Consider the following 15822-nt stretch of genomic DNA (forward strand, 5'->3'; position numbering starts at 1 on the left):
CCTGGTCGGCGTTCCCTCCTGGTGGGTCCGCGACGGTGGGGACGCCGACAGATTGTGCCCCCGATCGGCGGCGCCGACACCCCGAGGGTCACCCCGCGCCCGCGACCTCCGGGAGGAGCCCGAGGCCGGCGAGGAGACCGTGGTGGTCCCAGAGCGTCCGGTACTCGGTGACCCGCTCCTTGCGCACGGCGACCACCGAGATCGCGAGGACCTCGACGTGCCGGCCGGTGGGGGCGACGCCGGGCAGCAGCCACGGCAGCTCGCGGTCGTGGGTGAAGGCGACGCGTGCCTCGTCGACCACCCGGAACCGGTCGCCGGTGCGCGAGACGCGGGTGGTGATGAGGTCGGCAGGGCGGTGGGGGAGGACGTCCTCGGCGAGGTGGCGACGCAGGGCGTCCGCGCCGCGCGCCCCGGTGCCCGCCGGGAGCGTCGAGAACGCCACGTCCGGGGCGACGCGTGCCATGGCGGCCTCGAGGTCGCCGTCGGCGAAGACGGCGGTGGCGAAGGCGTCGCGGGCCCGCTCGACCGCGACCATGAGGTCCTGGACGGCCTTGGTCACCTCCCGATGGTCGCACCCGGATCGCGGGTCCGGCAGCGGCTGTCTCAGGCCGGGTCAGTCAGGGGAGGGCCTCGAGCCGCCGGGCGAGCAGGTCGCGCTCCACGTCGTTCGCCGTGAGCATCGCCGCCTCCCCGAGCGCGATCCGCGCCTCGTCGGACCGTCCGGCCCGGTGCAGCAGCTCCCCGCGGGCGGCGGCGAGGTAGCCGTACCCGGCGAGCCGGGGCTCGTCGGCGAGGGCGTCCAGCGCGGCGAGGCCGGCGTCGGGACCGTCGGCGAACCCCAGGGCGACCGCCCGGTTGAGCGCCACGACGGGCGACGGCCAGCGCGCGGCGAGCACGTCGTAGAGCCCGACGATCTCGACCCAGTCGGTGTCGTCGGCCTCCGGCGCGTCGGCGTGGACGGCGGAGATCGCGGCGAGCACGGCGTAGCGGCTCACGGGCCGGGCCGGCAACGCCTCGAGGACCAGGGAACGGCCCTCGGCGATCATCGCGGCGTCCCAGCGGGACCGGTCCTGGTCGGCGAGCAGGACGAGCTCGCCGTCGGGGCCGGTGCGGGTCCCGCGACGCGCATCGGTGAGCAGGACGAGCGCGAGCAGCCCGGCGACGTCGGGGTCGTCGGGGAACCTCGAGCGCAGCAGGCGCGCCAGGTCGTGGGCCCGGTCGAGGAGGTCGGCGCGGACGAGCGTCGCCCCGGTCGGCGCCGTGTGGCCGGTGGTGAGCACGAGGTGCACGACGCTGAGCACCCCGCCGAGACGGCGCGGCATCTCGTCCGCACCCGGCACGCGGAACGGCACCCCGGCCGCCGCGATCTTCTTCTTCGCCCGGGTGAGCCGCGCGGCCATCGTCGGCTCGGTGACGAGGAACCCGCGCGCGATCTCGGGTGTCGAGAGCCCGCCGAGCAGGCGCAGCGTCAGCGCGACCCGGGCCTCGGGGGTCAGCGCGGGATGGCAGCACGTGAACAGCAGCGCGAGCAGGTCGTCGGGCGGTGCCCCGAGGGGTTCCGGAGCCGTCTCGTCGACCACGAGCAGCGGGAGCGCCCGCTCGGCCACGGCCGCCCGGCGGTGGAGGTCGAGCGCGCGACGCCGGGCGGCGGTGGTCAGCCACGCACCCGGTCGCGACGGGACGCCGTCGGCCCACGCGACCAGCGCCTGGGCGTAGGCCTCCTGCACGCACTCCTCGGCGAGGTCGAGATCGCGCGTGACGCGCACCGTCGCGGCGAGCACGGAGGCCCACTCGCGACGGTGCGCGTCGGCGACGGCCCCGGCGGGGTCGGCGCTCATCGCGATCTCACATGTCCCGCAGCGGTCGCACCTCGACGCCGCCGAACGGCGCCGGCACCTCCCGGGCCAGCGCCAGCGCGGTGTCGAGGTCGGGGACCTCGACGAGGTAGAACCCGCCGAGCGCCTCCTTGGTCTCGACGAAGGGCCCGTCGGTGACCAGGGCGTCCTCGCCCGCGGCGAACCCGTCGCGGTCCTGGCTGCCGCCCCCGCCGGGGCTGCGCACCGTCGTGGCGGTCGCCGTCGGGTGGAGCCACCCGCCGCCGCGCAGCACGTCCCCGTGCGCCGCGCCGAAGCGGCCGTGGGCGGCCAGGATCTCGCCGGCCTCGTGCTCACCGACCGCCGCCCAGGAGGCCTCGTCCTCGTACAGCAGGATCAGGTACTGGCCCATGTCGTCTCCTCGACTCCGGGGCCCCGTGGCGGGGCCCTCATCATGACGTCGCGGAGCGGTCGCGGGAATCGACAGGTCCCCGCCTCCGGGTCACCGCGCCTCAGGATCACCGTCGGCGGTGGTGGGTGACGACGGCGCCGGTGGGGATGGTCGCCACGGACTCCGTCGACCACGTCGAGGCCGGGAGCGGGCCGTCGAACATCGGCAGGCCGGCCCCGAGGATCGCCGGCACCCGGACGATGCGCAGCTCGTCGAGCAGGTCCGCGGCGAGCAGGGCCCGGATCACGCTGACGCTGGAGAGCACCGCGATGTCGCGGCCGGGCGCCTCGCGCAGCGCGCGGACCTCGCCTTCGAGGTCGCTCGCGACCCGGGCGTTCGTCCAGGTCGCCTCGGAGAGCGTGCGGGAGACGACCACCTTCTCGACGTCGTCGAACCAGCGGGAGAAATCGCGGCTGCGCGGGTCGGCGGCGGGGTCGTCGGCCACCGACGGCCAGAAGCCGTGGAAGCCCTCGTAGTTGGTGCGGCCCAGCAGGACGGTGTCGACGCCGCGGTAGAAGCCGGCGAAGCCGGACGCGCACTGCTCGTGCAGGGCGGTCTCGATGAGCCAGGACATGTCCCCGCCCGGTCCGGCGGCGTAGCCGTCGAGGGAGAGCGTGATGTTGGCGATGACGGTGCGCGGCATGGGTGCTCCTCGGGTGGCGGACCCCGGTCCGGGTCGGTCACCACGACGTCGAGCGGGGGCGTGGCAGTCGGTCAGCCCTTCGGTGATGGTCGCCGGACGTCGGACGATCGAGCACGATGTCTCCCGACTGCTGCGCCGATCGTCCCGTGTCGTCTCGCCAGGGGCACCTTGCGCATGATCGACCGGCGTCGGGGCCTGCGGAACGTGCCCCTCGCCGCGGGTTGCCGGGGGCCGCGTGTGGGGCATACAGCCCCCGATGAGCACCACCGTGGGCAACAGCCCGTACGCCGAGTCCAGCGGATCCTTCAAGCGGCGCGGACCGCGGTTCACCGACCGGATCGTCGCCTCGCCGTCCTCGGAGCAGGAGTGGCGGGCCGAGCCCGGCCGCTACCGCCTGGTGGCCTCGCTGGCCTGCCCCTGGGCGCACCGCTCGGTCATCGTGCGGCGCCTGATGGGGCTCGAGGGCGCGATCTCGCTGGCGATCGTCGACCCGTTGCAGGACGACCGGTCGTGGCGCTTCTCCCTCGACGAGGACGGCCGCGACCCGGTGCTCGGCTACCGGTACCTCTCGGAGGCCTACCTCGCGCGCGACCCGGAGCACGGCACCGAGAACGGGGTGTCCGTCCCGGCGATCGTGGAGGAGTCCAGCGGGCTGCTCGTCACGAACGACTACCCGCAGATCACGATCGACCTCGGGATCGAGTGGGCGGAGTACCAGCGTCCGGGCGCGCCGACGCTGTACCCGGAGGAGCTGCGCGAGGAGATCGACGCGGTCAACGAGGGCGTCTTCCACGACGTCAACAACGGCGTCTACAAGGCGGGCTTCGCGACGAAGCAGGCGCGCTACGAGGAGGCGTACACGGCGCTGTTCGCCCGGCTCGACGAGCTCGACGAGCGCCTGGCCGGCCGGCGCTACCTCGTCGGCGACCACATCACCGAGGCCGACATCCGGCTGTTCACCACGCTGGTGCGCTTCGACGCGGTGTATCACGGCCACTTCAAGTGCAACCGGCAGAAGCTCGCCGAGTTCGACAACCTCTGGCCGTACGCCCGCGACCTCTACCAGACCCCCGGTTTCGGGGACACAGTCGACTTCGACCACTTCAAGCGGCACTACTACCAGGTGCACACGTCGATCAACCCGACGCAGATCGTGCCGCTGGGCCCGGAGCCCTCGGTGTGGCTCGAGCCGCACCACCGCGAGCAGCTCGGCGGGACGCCGTTCGGCCCGGACGGCACCCCGCCCGAGCCGCTCGACGGCCCCCTGCGCCCGCTGCCGCCCCTCGACATGTGAGCGAAGTTCCCGGCTATAACCGGGAACTTCGCTCACGGGTCGTCAGCCCTTCGACGCCACCTCGTCGGCGTACTTGTTGGTCATGTGCTCGACGGCGGCCATCTGGGAGGCCGAGTGGCCCTCGCGCGCCGCGGCGGCCCGGCCCTTCGCGGCCAGCGTCGACTCGGCGTGCGTGCGGCCGGACCCCTGGAAGTGCGGGACGACCTGCTCGGCGACGAGCTCCCAGGAGCGCTTCGTCGCCTGCGGGTTGGCCCACTCGTGCCCCATGAGCAGCATGCAGCCGAAGCCGCCCGACTGGTCGGCGAGACGCTGGACCTGCGCGCGGCCGTCCTCCGGCGTCCCGATCGCCCCGATGCCGGCCTCGTTGACGAAGTCGATCATCTCCTTGACGTCGCCGCCCTCGACGGCCATCTGCGGGAAGGCCGCCGTCTTCTGGAAGTAGCGGAACCACTCCTCGATGCCGAACTCGACGTCGCGGTAGGCCTGCTCGCGGGTCTCGGCGATGTGCATGAGGCCGACGAGACGCCAGCCCGAGCGGTCCGGGGTCGGCTGCCCGAAGTGCGCCGCGCGCTCCTCGACCACGCTCCAGTGGTGGGCCAGGGCGTCGAACCCGTCCTGGGTCAGCGTCGCGCCGATCGAGAGCAGCCCGGTGCCGTGACGGCCGGCGAGCCGCGGTCCGGTCGGCGACGCCACGGCGGCGACGGCCATGTCGAAGCGCGGCTCGGTGTAGGGCCGCAGCTGCAGCTGGGCGTCGACCAGGTTGTGGGTCTTCGTCTGCTCGGTGACGCTCTCGCCGGCGAGCAGCCGCATGATGATGTCGAGGTTGACGTCGAGCAGCTCACGCGTGTCGGTGGGGTTCAGGCCGATCATCGCGGAGTCCGACGGCAGCGAGCCCGGCCCGACGCCGAGCATCGTGCGGCCGCGCGTGAGGTGGTCGAGCAGCACCATCCGGTCGGCCACCCACAGGGGGTTGTGGTAGCTGACCGACGTCACCCCGGTGCCGAGCTTGATGTTCTTCGTGCGCTCCGCCGCCGCCGCGATGAAGATCTCCGGCGAGGCGATGATCTCGGTGCCGGCCGAGTGGTGCTCGCCGATCCACGCCTCGTCGATCCCGAGCCGGTCGAGGTGCTCGACCAGCTCCAGGTCGCGCTGCAGCGCGAGCGTGGGGTTGATGCCCGCGGGGTGGAAGGGGGCCAGGAACGTGCCGAAGCGCAACCTGCTCACCGGTGCGTCTCCTCTGCGATCGGGGTGTCGTGGGGGTCGACACGATGACGCTACGCATGACTCGTGTCACACGTCGATGCCTGCGCCGCCCCCACATGCCGCCGTGCCGCACCGGGGAGCCTCGGGGCGTGAGTGCACCCAGGAACGTCGCAGAGCACGTGCTCGACCGTCTGGCGCAGTGGGGCGTCCACCGCTTCTACGGCTATCCCGGCGACGGCATCGGCGGGTTCTTCACCGCGCTGCCCGAGCGTGAGGACGCGGAGTTCGTCCAGGTCCGGCACGAGGAGACCGCGGCGTTCGCCGCCTGCGCCGACGTGAAGTACGGGGGCTCGGCGATCGGCTGCTGCGCGGTCACCGGCGGGCCCGGCGCCATCCACGCGCTCAACGGCCTCTACGACGCGAAGCTCGACCACCAGCCCGTCGTCGCCCTGCTCGGGCACACCGCGCAGACCGCGCAGGGCGGCGGCTACTACCAGGAGGTCGACCTCGGGGCCCTGTTCTCCGACGTCGCGGGCTACCTCGCCGAGGTGAAGGACCCGAGCCAGGTCCGGCACGTCGTCGACCGCGCCTGCCGCACCGCGCTCGCCGACCGCACGGTCTCGGTGATCATCCTGCCCTCCGACGTGCTCGAGAAGGCCGCGGTGCCCGAGCCGCCGGACGCCCACGGCTACTACCACACCTCGGCGGTCCCCTCGTCCGCGATCACGACCCCGCCGGAGTCCGCGCTCGACGCCGCGGCGGAGGTGCTGAACGCGGGGGAGAAGGTCGCGATCCTCGCCGGCGCGGGGGCGCTCGGTGCCTCCACCGAGCTGACGGAGGTCGCCAACGCGCTCGGCGCCGGGATGGCCACGGCCCTGCTCGGCAAGGGCGTCGTCGACGAGCGCTCGCCCTGGAACACCGGCGCGATCGGGCTGCTGGGGACCACGGCGTCCTACCACCTGATGCGCGAGTGCGACACGCTGCTGATCGTCGGCTCGACGATGCCCTACACCGAGTACTACCCGGCGCCCGGCGATGCGCGCGCGGTGCAGATCGACGTCGACGGATCCCGCTGCGGCATCCGCTACGACACCGAGGTCAACCTCACCGGCGACGCCGCCCCGACGCTCGCCGCCCTGCTGCCACGGCTGCGCGAGCGGACCGAGCACACGTGGCGCGCCCGCGTCGAGCGCTGGACCGCCGCCTGGGACGACTACTCGGTCCAGCGCGCCCACGCCCACACGAGCGCGCTCAATCCCGAGCTCGTCGTCCGCGAGCTCTCCGACCGCCTGCCCGACGACGCGCTGCTCGCCGTCGACTGCGGCACCGCCACCTCCTGGTACGCCCGCGACGTCACGCTGCGCGGGCGCCAGTACGGGTCGCTCTCGGGGACGTTGCTGTCGATGGGCGGCGGCATGCCGTACGCGATCGCCGCGAAGAACGCCCACCCCGACCGTCCCGTGGTCGCGCTGATCGGCGACGGCGCGATGCAGATGAACGGGGTCAACGAGCTGATCACCGTGCAGCGCTACTGGCAGACCTGGAGCGACCCGCGGTTCGTCGTCCTCGTCCTGTCCAACGACGACCTGTCCTACGTGTCCTGGGAGACCCGCGGGATGCTCGGCGAGGCCCCGGACCCGCAGTCGCAGTCCCTGCCCGACGTCCCCTACGCCGACTGGGCCCGCCTGCTGGGCCTCGGCGGCGAGACCCTCACCGACCGCGCCGCGATCGGCGGGACGTGGGACCGCGCGCTGGCCGCCGACCGGCCGTTCGTCGTCGACGCGAAGGTCGACAAGGACATCCCGCTGGTGCCGCCGCACGTGACCATCCAGCAGGCCCTCAACACCGCCCGCTCCCAGCTCGCCGACGGCGACGCCCTCGCGATCATCGCCAACGGCGTGAAGGAGACGGTCGGCGCCAAGGCCCGCTCCGTGCTCGGTCTTCCGCCCCGTGAGTGATATTCCCGGCTATAGCCGGGAATATCACTCACATGGCCAGCAGGGGAAAGGCGTTCGTCGCGTCCTTGTCGGGGACGTCGCTGGAGTACTACGACTTCGCGGTCTACGGCACCGCCTCGGCGCTCGTCTTCCCGCAGCTGTTCTTCCCCGGCTCGGATCCGCTGACCGGGACGCTGCTGGCCTTCACGACCTTCGCCGTCGGCTACATCTCGCGGCCGGTCGGCGGCTTCGTCTTCGGGCGCCTCGGCGACACGCTGGGCCGCAAGCGGGTCCTCGTCACCACGCTGCTGCTGATCGGGTTCGCGACCGTCCTCATCGGTCTGCTGCCGACCTACGAGACGATCGGGGTCACCGCGCCGATCGTGCTCGTGCTGCTCCGCTTCGCGCAGGGCGTCGGGGTCGGCGGCGAGTGGGGGAGCGCGGTCCTGCTCTCCGGGGAGTTCGGTGATCCCCGCAGGCGCGGCTTCTGGTCGTCGGCAGCCCAGATCGGCCCGCCCGCGGGCAACCTGCTGGCCAACGGCGTGTTCGCCGTGCTCGCCGCGACGCTCACCGGCGACCAGCTGCTCGACTGGGGCTGGCGGGTCGCGTTCCTGCTCTCGGCGCTGCTCGTCGCGTTCGGCCTCTGGATCCGTCTCACGCTCGAGGACACCCCGGTGTTCCGTGCGCTGCAGGCGTCGGGGGAGACGTCGGCGACCCCGATCCGCGAGGTCATCCGGACCCAGCCGCGCGGGCTGGTCGCGGCGATCCTCTCGCGCCTCGGGCCCGACGTCTCGTACTCGCTGCTGACCGTCTACGTGCTCACCTACGCGACCCGCACCGCCGGCTTCGAGCGTGCGCAGGTGCTCTCCGCGGTGCTCATGGGCTCGGCCCTCCAGCTCGGCCTCGTGCCGGCGTTCGGCGCGCTGTCCGACCGGATCAACCGGCGCCTGGTGTCGGCGGTCGCCGTCGTCGGCGCCGGGATCTGGGTGTTCGTGCTCTTCCCGGCGGTCGCGTCGGGGTCGTTCGGCCTGCTGGTGCTCGGCGTCGTCGGCGGTCTCGTCCTGCACGCGGCGGCGTACGGGCCGCAGGCCGCGTTCATCACCGAGCAGTTCTCCCCGCGGCTGCGTTCCTCCGGCTCCTCGCTGGGCTACACCGTCGCCGGCGTCCTCGGCGGCGCCGTCGCCCCGCTGCTGCTCACCTCGCTGCAGGCGGACCTCGGCTGGGCCGCCGCCGCGGCCTACGTCGCGTTCGCGTGCGTGCTGTCGGTCGTCGGCCTCGCCCTCGGCCGCGACCACGACCCGCGCGAGGACGAGGAGCTGGCCTCGGCGGCCGCCCCTGCGGAGGCGGCGGCCGATCGCCCGTAGGGTCGCCACCATGGCGGTCACCGTGGACAACACCGACGACCTGACCCGCGCCCCGGGCGCGGCGGTCACCCCCGACACCCTGCCGAACGACCTCGACATCACCGATCTCGTCATCGGTGGCGGGGCCGAGGCCGGACCGCGCGACACCGTGCAGGTCCAGTACCAGGGCATCCGCGTCTCGGACTCCGGCGAGTTCGACTCCTCGTGGGGCCGCGGCGGCACGCCGGTCGAGTTCCCGCTGAACGGCGTGATCGACGGCTTCAAGCTCGGCATCTCCGGGATGCGCGAGGGTGGCCGGCGCGTGCTCGTCGTCCCGCCGCACCAGGGCTACGGCGCCCGGGGCGTGCCGCCGGTGATCCCGGCGAACGCGCACCTCGTGTTCGTCGTGGACCTCGTCAAGGTGAACTAGCGGCCGGCCTGGCCAGGATGTCGGCGGCGAGCCGGGGGATGAGCGCGTCGCTCGTCATCCGGTAGCCGAACTCGGCGTAGGCCAGCAGCTCGCGGTGCACCAGGTCGCCGAGCGGCCCGGGCAGCGCGCGCCGGGCGTGCTCGGCGGCGGCGCGCAACTTCGAGCGCTGGTGGGCGGCGAGGGCGATCGCATCACCGGGGAGCCGGGTGGCGGGCGTCCCGGGGGTCACGGCAGTGGTCGTGACGTCTCCGTGAGGGGTCGGTCGAGCAGGGACGCGAGCAGCTCCGCGGCCCTCGCGGCACCGTCGCCCGCGATCGGGGCGGACCGGACGGGGGTGGCGAGCGCCTCCGCGATCGCCGCGGCGATGGACTCCGGGGTCGAGGTCGCGTAGTCCATCCGCGTCCCCGCGCCGAGCCGGTCGAGCCGGTGCGGCACGTGGATCTGCTGCTCGAAGTGGTGGGCCAGCGGGAAGTACAGGAACGGGCGGCCCGCCTCGGCGAGCTCCATCGTCGTGGTGAGCCCGCCCTGCACGACGGCGACGTCGCAGGCCGCGAGCATCCGCTCGAGGTCGGGCACGTGCCCGTGGACCTCCACGCCGTCGGGCACCGCCACGCTCGCCGGGTCGATGCGAGGACCGGTCACGAGCACCATCCGCAGCCCCGGCACCCGCTCCCGGGCGCACGGGTACGCGGCGGCGACCCGACGCAGGAGGGCGGTGCCGACCCCCGAGCCGCCGACGGTCACCACACAGACCGACTCGTCGTCCCGCCACCCGAGCTCGGCCCGCAGACGCTCGCGGTCCCGCGGCGGCCCGGCCGTCGACACCCACCCCGCGAACGCGAAGTGCTCGCGCGTCCAGTCGCGGACCGTGGGCAGCCCGGGTCCGAGCGGACACGTCACCAGATCCTCGGGCTCGCCGACGAACACCGACCGGTCGCGCAACCGCGGGTAGCGGGCGACGTGCTCGACCATCTCGGCGTTGTAGTCGGCGGTCAGCGCCGCCTCCGCGGGGCCGCCGTCGGGCACCGGGAGCCAGCCGACGAAGTCGGTCAGCCAGGCGTAGGGCGACCGCTTGAGCTCCGGGTTCTCGTGCAGGAAGTGGTCGATCTCCCAGCCCTCGTCGGCGATGACGAGGTCGTAGTGCGCCGCGTCGACGACGTCGTGGAAGACGTGGAAGTTCGCCAGCAGGATCTCGTCCATCCGCCGGATCGCCCGGAAGGCGTGCAGGTCGTGCTCCCCGGCCTCCGACTCGATGTGGGCGCTCTCCGTGGCGAGGCCTGCGCTCGCGGGGTGGAGCCGGTCGCGGGGGCCCAGCACGGTGGTGACGGGGTGCTGGGCGAGCCAGTCGATCGCGACGTCCGGGCACCGCTGCCGCAGGGCCTCCGCGATGGCGACGTCGCGGCGGGCGTGCCCGAGGCCGATCGGCGAGCTGACGAGCAGCACCCGGCGCTCCCGCGCGCGGGCCGGGACCCAGCTGACCCGCCCCGGCCGGGGCCCGGCGAGCGACCGGACGAAGTCGCGGATCAGCAGGTTGACCCGCACCGGGTCCCGCACGGTCGGGGCGTGGCCGCCGCCGGGGATCGAGACGAGCGAGCCGCCCGTCCACGCGGCGACGGCCACGCCGCCGGAGTACGGCGTGACGGCGTCCGCGTCGCCGTGCACGACGAGCACCGGGCAGCGCACCGCGCGGCAGATCGCCTCGGCGTCGGCCTCGGTCGGCTCGGCGATCCCCGGCACCGTGTCGATCAGGGTCTCCGGGTCGGTCTCGAGGCCCCAGCCCACGAGGTCCTCGAACTGCTTCGTCGAGTGCGGCTCGGGCACGACCCGGGACATGAAGAACTCGACCCAGCCCCGGAAGTCGGCCCGCCAGTAGTGCGCGTTGGCCTTCTCCCACCCCTCGTGGGTGTCGCGGACCTCGTCGAACCCCGGCGGCAGGGGCCACGGCAGCGCCGTCCCGATCGCGACGACACCGGCGACCCGCTCGGGGTGCCACGCCGCGAGCTGGAGCGCGTGGCGCGCGCCCATCGACAGCCCGACCGCCACGGCCCGGTCGGTCCCCGTGGCGTCGAGGACCGCCACGGCGTCCGCGATGTGCTCCCGGTCGAGGTGGGCGGCGGCGCCGCGCGGGCGGTCGGAGGTCCCGTTGCCCCGGCCGTCCACGGTGACCACCCGGAAGTGCCGCGCCAGGAACGGCACCTGCGCCTTCCACTGCCGCATGTGGACGATCGCCCACGACGTCAGCAGGAGCACCGTCGGCGCCCCCTCGGGCCCGTCGAACACCTCGTAGCCGATGGTCACGCCGTCGCGGACCACCGCGCCGACATCGTCCGGTTCTCTCGCGCGCACGTCGTCCCCCTTCGGCCGGTGCCCGGTGCCTACGGGCGGATCTCGTAGACGTGGTTGAACGGGGTCTGCGCGGCGATGCGGAACCGCGTGAACCCCGCGTCGGTGATGACCTGGCGCAGCGCCGCAGGGCCCGCCTGGGCGCCCAGGCTGTAGCCGCCCGGCTGGGAACGGCCGGCCGCGACGCAGATGAAGCTCGAGAACCCGTAGTAGACCCGGCTGACCGGGTTGAGGTTCTCGGCGAGCGAGTCGCCGGCGATCGGCTCGATCATCAGCCAGGTGCCGTCCGGGGCGAGCGTCTCCCGCACGTGGCGCGCGGCGGTGAGCGGGTCGCCCATGTCGTGCAGGCAGTCGAAGAACGTCACGAGGTCGTAGCCGGAGCCCGAGAACGTCTGGGCCGGCGCGGTCTCGAACGTCACGCGGTCGGCGACCCCGGCGTCGGCCGCGCGCTTGCGGGCCGTCTGGATCGACGCGTCGTGGTAGTCCGACCCGACGATCGTCGACGCCGGGTAGGCCTGCGCCATCAGCACCGTCGACGACCCGTGGCCGCAGCCGACGTCGGCGACACGCGCCCCGGCCTGCAGCTTCGCCTCGACGCCGTCGAGGGCCGGGATCCACTCGGCGACGAGGTGGGCGTTGTAGCCGGGGCGGAAGAACGTCTCGCAGCCGGCGAACACATCGTCGTCGTGCTCGTGCCACCCCATGCCCGCCCCGGAGCGGTAGATCTCGGTGATGCGGGGCTCGGCCCGCAGCGCCCCGAGGGCGAGGACGAACGCCCCGGGCAGGTAGACGGGTCCGTCGGGGTCGGTCAGGGCGAAGGCCTGCTCCTCGGTCATCGAGAAGGTCCCCGTCGCCGGCTCGTACTGGACGTAGCCGCCCGCGGCCTGCCCGGCGAGCCACTCGCTGATGTAGCGGGGTGTCGTGCCGGTCCGTTCGGCGAGCTCCTCGGCCGTCGCGGGCCCCTCGGCGAGCGCGCGGTAGAGCCCGAGCCGGTGGCCCACGACGATCCCGCCGGCCGCCATCGTGGCGCCGAGGTCGCCGACCACCTTGCCGATGAACTCCATCGCCTTGTCCATGTCCACGGCCATCGCTCGGCCCTCCTTCTCGCCCGGGGCTCCTCCCCGGGACGCGGCCACGATGACCGGGGCCGTTGCGCGCTCGTTGCGCCTACACCGGCGTCGGCGCCGCGCTCCCGACCGGCGCCGTGGCCCCGATCCGATCCACCCGCTCCGCCAGGTGGCGCCAGCCGTGCGCCCGCGCCGCAGCCCGCAGGGGCGCGAGCGTGCGGCGCGCGCGGGCGGGCCGGTCCCGCGCGATCCAGGCGCGGGCCACCGAGACGTAGGCGTCGGCGCCGAGCAGCCAGGCCGCCGCCGGCGGTGCCGTGACGCCGGCGAGCAGGCTGTCGGCCTCGACGAGGAGCGTGTCGTCGCCGTGCCGCGCCGCGATCTCGGCGAGCGGGGCGAGGCAGCGGACCCGGCAGGCCGCCGCGCCGTCGCGCCCGGCGAGCGCCAGACCGCGCCCGGCCACGGTCCGGGCCTCGGCGACGTCCTCGGTGCCCCCGCGCTCCAGGAGCGTCGCGGCGAGCAGGGAGCAGGCGGTGGGCGTCCACCACCGGTGCCCGGCCTCCCCGCACCGCGCCACCGCCCGCCGCCCGATGTGCAGGGCCTCGTCGAGGTCGCCCTCCAGCCGCGCGACCCAGCCGAGATGGGCGTGGAACCAGACGTCGTGGCCGCCGTACCCCGAGTGCTCCGTCACCGCGATCGCCTCCGCGATGCGCGCCCGCGCCTCGTCCCACCGGCCGGCGGCGACCGCCGGGAACGACCCCTCGAACACGACCCACTGCAGGAGCCCGCGGTCCTGGAGGCGCCGGGCGAGCGGCTCGAGCTCGTCGACCACCCCGGCGAGCTCGTCGACCATGCCCGCGTAGGCGTAGGCGGTCTTGAGGCCGTCGAGACCGACGAGCAGCGCCCGGTCGCCGCCGGTCTCGCGGGCGACGGTGACCGCGCGCCGGCCCTGGTCGAGGGCCTCGCCGAACCGCAGGTCGTTCGTCGCCAGGACCGCGAGGCGGCCGCGGAGGTCGGCCTCGGCCACGCGGTCCCCGAGCGTCGCGGCCCGCCGCAGGCCGCCGCGGAGGTACGTGACGCACTCGGCGGGCGGGATGCCCAGCGCGATCGGCACGTCGCCGCCCAGCTGGCGCAGCACCGCCATCTCGAGACGCCGGTCGCCGGCCTCGCGGGCCGCCTGCGCCGCGCTGCGCAGGTCGGTCCACGCCTCCTCGTGACGCTCGAGGCCCTCGCGGGCACCGGCGCGGGCCAGGAGCACCCGGCCGACGATCTCGAGGTCGGCGACGCGTTCGGCCGCGGCGAGCGCGCGGTCGTGCAGCGCCTCGGCGTCGCCCATCGCCCCCGGCGCGCGGCGGCCTCGCCGGCCAGGAGCAGGGCGCGCGCGGCCCGCGGCCAGTCCTCGGCCGCCGCGGCGTGGGCGCCGACCGCCTCCGGGGTCGCGGCCAGCAGGTCGGCCGCGCGCCGGTGGTGCAGGCGGCGCACGGGCGCGGGCGTGCTGGCGTGGAGCACCTCGTGCACCAGGTCGTTCGCGAACTCGTACGCCGCCCCGACCGGCACCAGCAGGCGCGCGTGGGCGGCCCGCTCGCACCGGCGGGCGATCTCGGGCACCGGGAGCTCCAGCAGGCCCGCGGCCACCTCGGGGTCGACCGTCGCCCCGAGGACGGCCCCGGCCCGCAGCAGCTCCTCGACCTCCGCCCCGAGGCGCCGGACGCGCGCGAGCACCGCGGCCTGGAGGGTCTCGGGCACGCCCACCTCGCCGGAGTCGAGCCCGCGCAGGGTCTCGACGACGAACAGCGGGTGCCCGCGGGTGCGGCGATGGATCGCCGGGGCCAGGTCGCGACGCCCGACCCGGTCGGCGAGCGCGGCGACCGCGGCGTGGTCCAGCGGGCCGAGGTCGAGGCGCTCGGCGACGTCGTCGAGGTGCGCGAGCGCCGTCACGCCCTCCTCGGCGCGCACCGTCGCGCACACGAGGAGCCGGGCGCCCCCGGGACGCAGGGCGAGGAAGTGCAGCAGCTCGACCGTGGCGAGGCCGGCGTTGTGCAGGTCGTCGATCACCAGCAGCAGCGGTGCGGTCGCGGTGACGTCGACGAGCAGGGCGGCGAGCGCGGCGAACACCCGGCGCGGCTCGGGGCGCTCGAGCGCCGGCGTCCCGTCGGGCACGAGGTCCGGGAACAGGGCCGCCAGCACCTGCGCGCGAGGACCGTGCACCGGCCACGACCCGGGGAGCGCCGCGAGCACCGGGCCGAGCGCGTCGACCAGGGGCTGCAGGAACAGCGAGCGCTCCGCGGCGTGGCAGCGCGCGGACGCGACCCGCCCGCCGGTGGCCGCGGCCAGCTCCGTGACCTCGGCGGCGAGCCGCGTCTTGCCGATCCCCGCCTCGCCGGCGAGCAGCACGAGCCCGGACCGCCCGCGGGTCGCGGCGTCCCAGCGTCGGGTCAGCCGGGCGATCTCGTCGGTGCGGCCCACGCAGTGGCGTGCGCCCGGCGGACCGGCCCGGGGCTCGGGTCCGTCCCGGCCGGTGCCCTGCTCCCGCAGGAGCGCGAGGTAGTCCTCCCGCGTCCGTGGGGCGGGTTCGACGCCGAGCTCGTCGGCGAGCTCGGTCCGCAGCCGGTGGTAGTGCTCGACGGCGCGCGAGGGCTCGCCGGCGAGCTGGTGGGCCCGCATGACCAGGCGGTGGGCCGTCTCGTCGAACCGGTCGGCGCCCACCGCGTCGGCCCCGGCCCGCCGGGCCCGGTCGGCGTCGCCCGTGCCCAGCGCGGCCCGCGCGTCGGTGTGGCGGGCGCGCCGGACCAGCTCGCGCCACTCCGCGCGGGCCGCCACGACCCAGGGCTCGTCGGCCTCCCCGGGCAGGGGCTCCCCGGTGCCCAGCAGTCCGAGAGCCCGGGCGGCGGCGCTCGCGGCGAGCCCGGCGGCCCCGCCGGCGAGCCGCCGGTCGGCCTCGTCGAGCAGGCGCGCGGCCTCGTCGAGGTCGACGGTGACGTCCGGGGCCGCGCCGAGGCGGTAGCCGGACCGGTCGCCCACCAGGATCTCGGGGTCCAGGCGGCTGCGGAGCCTGCTGACCAGCGTCGCCACGCCGGCCGCGGGGTGTCGCGGGGACCGGCCGGTTCTGCCGTCCCAGAGCTCCTCGGCGAGCTGGTCGCCGGTGAGCACCGCCGGTCGCCGGGCGGCGAGCAGCGCGAGCAGCCGTCGCTCCTTCGGGCTCCCGATGCGCAGCGCCTCGGGCGGCGAGCCCCGCTCCACGCGCAACGGACCGGCGAGCCGGACCGTGACACCCATCGCCACACTATGCGACCGCCGAGT

13 protein-coding genes and 1 pseudogene are annotated in these 15822 nt (G+C 75.0%); 4 read left to right on the forward strand and 10 right to left on the reverse strand.

Annotated elements, in window-relative coordinates:
* Window positions 1-88 precede the first annotated feature (88 nt).
* The 4 genes from ACQPYN_RS12520 to ACQPYN_RS12535 all read right to left on the reverse strand — a co-directional run bounded on the left by ACQPYN_RS12520 (window position 89) and on the right by ACQPYN_RS12535 (window position 2908).
* Entirely contained in the window at window positions 89-559 is a 471-nt protein-coding gene (locus tag ACQPYN_RS12520; RefSeq protein ID WP_433037239.1) for an ester cyclase, read from the reverse strand.
* Between the two features lie 58 nt (window positions 560-617).
* Window positions 618-1838 (reverse strand): RNA polymerase sigma factor, encoded by a 1221-nt coding sequence (locus tag ACQPYN_RS12525; protein WP_433037241.1) that lies wholly within the window; start codon window positions 1836-1838, stop codon window positions 618-620.
* A gap of 7 nt (window positions 1839-1845) precedes the next feature.
* The gene (locus ACQPYN_RS12530) at window positions 1846-2226 is read right to left on the reverse strand and encodes a YciI family protein (protein WP_433037243.1); all 381 of its coding nucleotides are present in this window, start codon (window positions 2224-2226) and stop codon (window positions 1846-1848) included.
* Window positions 2227-2332: 106 nt separating this feature from the next.
* Entirely contained in the window at window positions 2333-2908 is a 576-nt protein-coding gene (locus ACQPYN_RS12535) for a dihydrofolate reductase family protein (protein WP_433037245.1), read from the reverse strand.
* Between the two features lie 256 nt (window positions 2909-3164).
* Here ACQPYN_RS12535 and ACQPYN_RS12540 point away from each other — a divergent pair, with 256 nt between their 5' ends.
* A complete protein-coding gene (locus ACQPYN_RS12540; protein WP_433037247.1) occupies window positions 3165-4202 on the forward strand; it encodes a glutathione S-transferase family protein in 1038 nt (345 codons plus the stop codon).
* A gap of 42 nt (window positions 4203-4244) precedes the next feature.
* On the opposite strand, the gene ACQPYN_RS12545 is transcribed toward ACQPYN_RS12540, so the two are convergent.
* Window positions 4245-5426, reverse strand: coding sequence for an LLM class flavin-dependent oxidoreductase (locus ACQPYN_RS12545; RefSeq protein WP_433037249.1), 1182 nt, complete (start codon window positions 5424-5426; stop codon window positions 4245-4247).
* A 95-nt stretch (window positions 5427-5521) separates the two neighbouring features.
* On the opposite strand from ACQPYN_RS12545, the gene ACQPYN_RS12550 reads away from it, so the two are divergent.
* From ACQPYN_RS12550 to ACQPYN_RS12560, 3 genes are read left to right on the forward strand one after another with little or no spacing between them, the layout of a single operon-like run.
* Window positions 5522-7363 (forward strand): thiamine pyrophosphate-requiring protein, encoded by a 1842-nt coding sequence (locus tag ACQPYN_RS12550; RefSeq protein ID WP_433038859.1) that lies wholly within the window; start codon window positions 5522-5524, stop codon window positions 7361-7363.
* Between the two features lie 32 nt (window positions 7364-7395).
* Window positions 7396-8706, forward strand: a complete 1311-nt coding sequence (locus ACQPYN_RS12555; protein WP_433037251.1) for an MFS transporter — start codon at window positions 7396-7398, stop codon at window positions 8704-8706.
* A 10-nt stretch (window positions 8707-8716) separates the two neighbouring features.
* The gene (locus tag ACQPYN_RS12560) at window positions 8717-9115 is read left to right on the forward strand and encodes an FKBP-type peptidyl-prolyl cis-trans isomerase (protein ID WP_274192091.1); all 399 of its coding nucleotides are present in this window, start codon (window positions 8717-8719) and stop codon (window positions 9113-9115) included.
* Here the strand turns inward: ACQPYN_RS12560 and ACQPYN_RS12565 are convergent.
* The 5 genes and pseudogenes from ACQPYN_RS12565 to ACQPYN_RS12585 all read right to left on the reverse strand — a co-directional run.
* Complete coding sequence (locus ACQPYN_RS12565) at window positions 9102-9344, reverse strand: hypothetical protein (RefSeq protein WP_433037254.1); 243 nt, start codon at window positions 9342-9344, stop codon at window positions 9102-9104. The genes ACQPYN_RS12560 and ACQPYN_RS12565 overlap by 14 nt on opposite strands.
* Complete coding sequence (locus ACQPYN_RS12570) at window positions 9341-11461, reverse strand: alpha/beta fold hydrolase (RefSeq protein ID WP_433037256.1); 2121 nt, start codon at window positions 11459-11461, stop codon at window positions 9341-9343. Before ACQPYN_RS12570 ends, ACQPYN_RS12565 begins: the two co-directional genes overlap by 4 nt.
* Before the next feature lie 29 nt (window positions 11462-11490).
* Window positions 11491-12546, reverse strand: coding sequence for a methyltransferase domain-containing protein (locus ACQPYN_RS12575; protein ID WP_433037258.1), 1056 nt, complete (start codon window positions 12544-12546; stop codon window positions 11491-11493).
* A 79-nt stretch (window positions 12547-12625) separates the two neighbouring features.
* Complete coding sequence (locus ACQPYN_RS12580) at window positions 12626-13858, reverse strand: hypothetical protein (protein WP_433039189.1); 1233 nt, start codon at window positions 13856-13858, stop codon at window positions 12626-12628.
* Window positions 13859-14550: 692 nt separating this feature from the next.
* Window positions 14551-15798, reverse strand: a pseudogene (locus ACQPYN_RS12585) (AAA family ATPase); the annotation flags it as partial.
* Window positions 15799-15822: the final 24 nt, after the last annotated feature.

Origin of the sequence: Actinomycetospora sp. CA-053990 (genome assembly GCF_050948445.1) — a bacterium.
In the GTDB taxonomy this organism is placed as follows: domain Bacteria; phylum Actinomycetota; class Actinomycetes; order Mycobacteriales; family Pseudonocardiaceae; genus Actinomycetospora; species Actinomycetospora callitridis.